At 31.7% G+C, this 3,669-nt stretch carries 3 protein-coding genes; 2 read left to right on the top strand and 1 reads right to left on the bottom strand.

From position 1 onward, the window contains the following. Positions 1 to 430 precede the first annotated feature (430 nt). Positions 431 to 823, bottom strand: coding sequence for a GxxExxY protein (locus AB1414_17470; GenBank protein MEW6609205.1), 393 nt, complete (start codon positions 821 to 823; stop codon positions 431 to 433). Between the two features lie 31 nt (positions 824 to 854). Here AB1414_17470 and AB1414_17465 point away from each other — a divergent pair, with 31 nt between their 5' ends. Both AB1414_17465 and AB1414_17460 read left to right on the top strand, forming a co-directional pair. Continuing rightward, the gene (locus AB1414_17465) at positions 855 to 2,450 is read left to right on the top strand and encodes a glycosyltransferase family 39 protein (protein ID MEW6609204.1); all 1,596 of its coding nucleotides are present in this window, start codon (positions 855 to 857) and stop codon (positions 2,448 to 2,450) included. Positions 2,451 to 2,609: 159 nt separating this feature from the next. Then, on the top strand, positions 2,610 to 3,287 hold the full coding sequence (locus AB1414_17460) for a YggS family pyridoxal phosphate-dependent enzyme (protein ID MEW6609203.1): 678 nt from the start codon (positions 2,610 to 2,612) through the stop codon (positions 3,285 to 3,287). Positions 3,288 to 3,669 lie beyond the last annotated feature (382 nt).

Here is a 3,669-nt window from a genome sequence, read left to right as displayed (position 1 = left end):
GTAACAGGAAATCACAAAATATGCCTCTCTAAAGTATAAATACCGTTTGGCTGATCTCAGGACGAAACTATTTAACCAGTTACCAATTACCAATTACCAGTTACCAATTACCAATTATCCGTTTGCATGTTACGAAACCTGATGATGCCCCGTGCAAAACTTACTCAACACCACACTAGCTGATACCTAACATCTAATACTTATCCCTTGAGCCCCAAACACTTATTATCATATCACAAAATCATCCATTTGTCAAAAAAATTCTTGAGAATAGTTATTTTATGCGTAACTATTCACCGCAGAGACGCACAGACACAGAGAAAAAATTAAAATCTATTGGCTATACGCTTAATTCCATCTCTTAGAACAGAAACATTAAAATTGATCAATAAACCTATCCTTTTATTCATTATTTGTAACTATTCACAATTCACAATTCACCATTCACAATTTTTCCCCTAAATTTCCTTAATAATGGTGAATGGTGAATTGTCAATTGTGAATTATCACTCTTCACGGTGTCAAGCAAACCTGGCCCAAGAGTTCGATGCACCGCTATAGCGCATCCAATGACTCTATTCGATAATTCATCAAATTTCACTTCGTGCTCTCCGTACCCTTCGTGGTGAATAGTTACCATCATTTTTAGATAGGTTAAAAGTTGAGCTTCGTGAATCGGAAGTAGTTGCTCGACTGCTTTTAATTCTACGATAACTTTTTCTTCAACTAAAAAATCTATCCGGTATCCACAATCTAATTTAAATCCTTTTTTCTCTGTTCCTCTGCGTCTGTGCGGTGAATAGTTACAATTTTTTGTTGACAAAGGATAAAATTTGTGGTAAAATATTCTCACAATGGACACAAATGGATATAATACCCAAAACACTCAAAAAGCAATTTCCTATCAGTTAAACAAATATTCAAAAATATTTATTATTCTTATTGTTTTATTCGGCTTGGCCCTGCGTTTAGTTTTTTTTAGTGGTTATGTACAAGGAGACGATAAACATTATATGGCACAAGCCTATAGATTTTGTATTGGTGATTTTACTCCGGGAGATAACCAATGGGGGCTAAGATTAAGCATGGTGATTCCCACAGCCATTTCTTTCTTTTTATTTGGTGTTAGTGATATTTCTTTGGTTCTTTTTTCCCTTATATGCTCACTTGGCAATATAATATTAATCTATTATTTTGGAAAAATGATTTTTAATGAACGGATAGCTTTACTATCAGCATTTCTGATGGCATTTTTCCCTTTAGAGGTCATTTATGCAAGCCATTTATTTCCCTGTGTTTCATTCACTTTTTTCACAGGATTGGGAATTTTTTGTTTTTTGAAAGGAGAAAAAGATAATAAATGGATTTATTATCTTCTATCAGGTTTGTTTATTGGGATTGGTTACCTCATTAGAGAAAACGCACTTTTCCTGGCTTTACCTCTTGTTATATATATGCTTTATAACAAAAAAATTAAAATTGAATTCATCCATTTATTAGTAGGATTTTTTATAATAATTGCACTGGAATCAGGTTTTTACTATTTCCAAAATGGTGATATTTTGCATAGATTTCATGCTGTAAATTCTATAATTAATAAAAAATGCCTTCAAAATGAAAATTTTAAAATTGATTTGAATTGGTTTTTTTCACCATTGGGCGTACTCTTTGTTAACCAGGAATTTGGTTTTTTCTATTATTTAATCTTGCCAATAGGGATATTCTTCTTATACAAAAAAAATAAAGCTGTTATGTTATTACTTATTTGGATATTTCCTCTTTTGTTATATACATTTTATGGTCCTATTTCTCCATCAAATTACTGGACATTGACAAGGGAACCAAGATATTTAGCATATATTACCATTCCTTCATTACTTATTTTATCTTATTTTCTAGACAAGCAAGTTAATAAAAAATGGATGTATTCACTCTTAATTTTCTTACTTATAAGTTCCATTGGATTTACCTGCTTAGATGATAGTAAAAATATCACCTTCCAAACAAAGAAATTATATGACTTTCATAAGATGAATCCAGAAAAAACACTTATTGTTGTTAGACCATTGTTTTTGGATTTATTATTTTATTCCAGGTTCCAGCCAATGCCTTCTTTGAAACTTTTTGCTATTGATGAAGATAAGAGTAAAACACTTAAAAGCATCAAAAAAATATATCCAAATGTAAATATATTTCATGATCTAAAGAGCATAGATAGAGGTAAATTGAATGATGTATATATAGCAGTATATAACAATAACAGCGAATTGTGTTACAGTAAGGAGATATTAAAATCAAAAAAAAAGAAGGAAATTATTACTATCCAAAGACCCAGAGGTTTATACTTTAATCTTTTTGAATTAAAAAGAAAATTACTTACAAATAAAAAAAAGTTAGAATTAGATTTACAAATGGTATACTGTGATGTTCAGATATTTTATTTTCCCTGAAATTTATTTCATTTATTAATTTAATCTCCCCGTAAATGCTACTTTGATAATCTCTTCTGTAATTTTCTCATATTTTAAACCCATTCTATTTTATCCGTGTCAATCTGTGTTAATCCGTGGCTGAATAGTTACCTTTTAACTTCGTAAAGGGAGGCACTTATGTCAATTAAGGAAAATTTGGAAATCATAAAAAATCGAATAAAACAGGTGGCAAAAGACTCTTCAGAAATTGAGTTAGTTGCAGTCACAAAGTCAGCTGGGATAAATCAAATCATAGAAGCAATCAACTCTGGAATTACCAACATTGGTGAAAACCGTATTCAGGAGGCAAAAGGTAAATTTGACCAACTTAAAAAAATGGAGATTAAATGGCATATGATTGGCCATCTGCAAAGAAATAAAGTTAAAGAGGCAATAAAGATTTTTGATATGATTCAGTCTGTGGATAGATTAGAGTTGGCTAAAGAGATTGAGAAACAAGCAGGACAGATAAATAAAATAATGGATGTCTTGATTGAAGTAAATGTTTCAAATGAAGAAACTAAATTTGGCGTTTCTCCGGTTGCTACTTTGGAACTAATTCAAGAAATAGCCAAACTTAGCAATATAAGAATTAAAGGTTTAATGACTATTGCTCCATTGGTTTCAAACCCAGAAGATACCCGTCCATATTTCAGGGCATTGGCTAATTTAAGGGATGAAATTGCTCATCAGCAGATTGAAAATGTCCAGATGAAATATTTATCAATGGGAATGAGTAATGATTTTGAAGTGGCACTCGAAGAAGGGGCAAATATGATTCGGATTGGCAGGGCGATATTCTGTAACGGATTTTAGATTAAATCTTTAAATCTGTAGTAATCGTTCAGATGGTAATTTACCGCAGAGACGCAGAGAAACAGAGAAATAAATCAGATAACAGAAAAGATTATTGATGCAATCATTGTAATACATAGTGTCGTGTTGAGTAAGTTTTGCATGGCGTATCATCAGATTTCATAACCTGCAAACGGATAATTGGTAATTGGTAACTGGTAATTGGTAATTGGTAACTGGTTAAATAGTTTCGTCCTGAGATCAGCCAAACGGTATTTATACTTTAGAGAGGCATATTTTGTGATTTCCTGTTACTATCAACTCAGGTTATCGGTTATCAGGTTATCGGTAAAGAGCAAGCAGTAGCCTGCTATCTCAAATTACCGATTACTGATTACCTGAT

It is taken from the genome of bacterium, from assembly GCA_040755795.1.
Taxonomy (GTDB): Bacteria; UBA9089; CG2-30-40-21; order CG2-30-40-21; family SBAY01; genus JBFLXS01.
The sequence above is the reverse complement of the archived record's forward strand: the minus strand, read 5'-3'. Positions and strand labels throughout refer to the sequence as shown.

Coding starts and splice junctions, on each gene's coding strand:
- AB1414_17460 (MEW6609203.1), top strand. CDS start 2,610: ATGTCAATTAAGGAAAATTTGGAAATCATAAAAAATCGAATAAAACAG.
- AB1414_17465 (MEW6609204.1), top strand. CDS start 855: ATGGACACAAATGGATATAATACCCAAAACACTCAAAAAGCAATTTCC.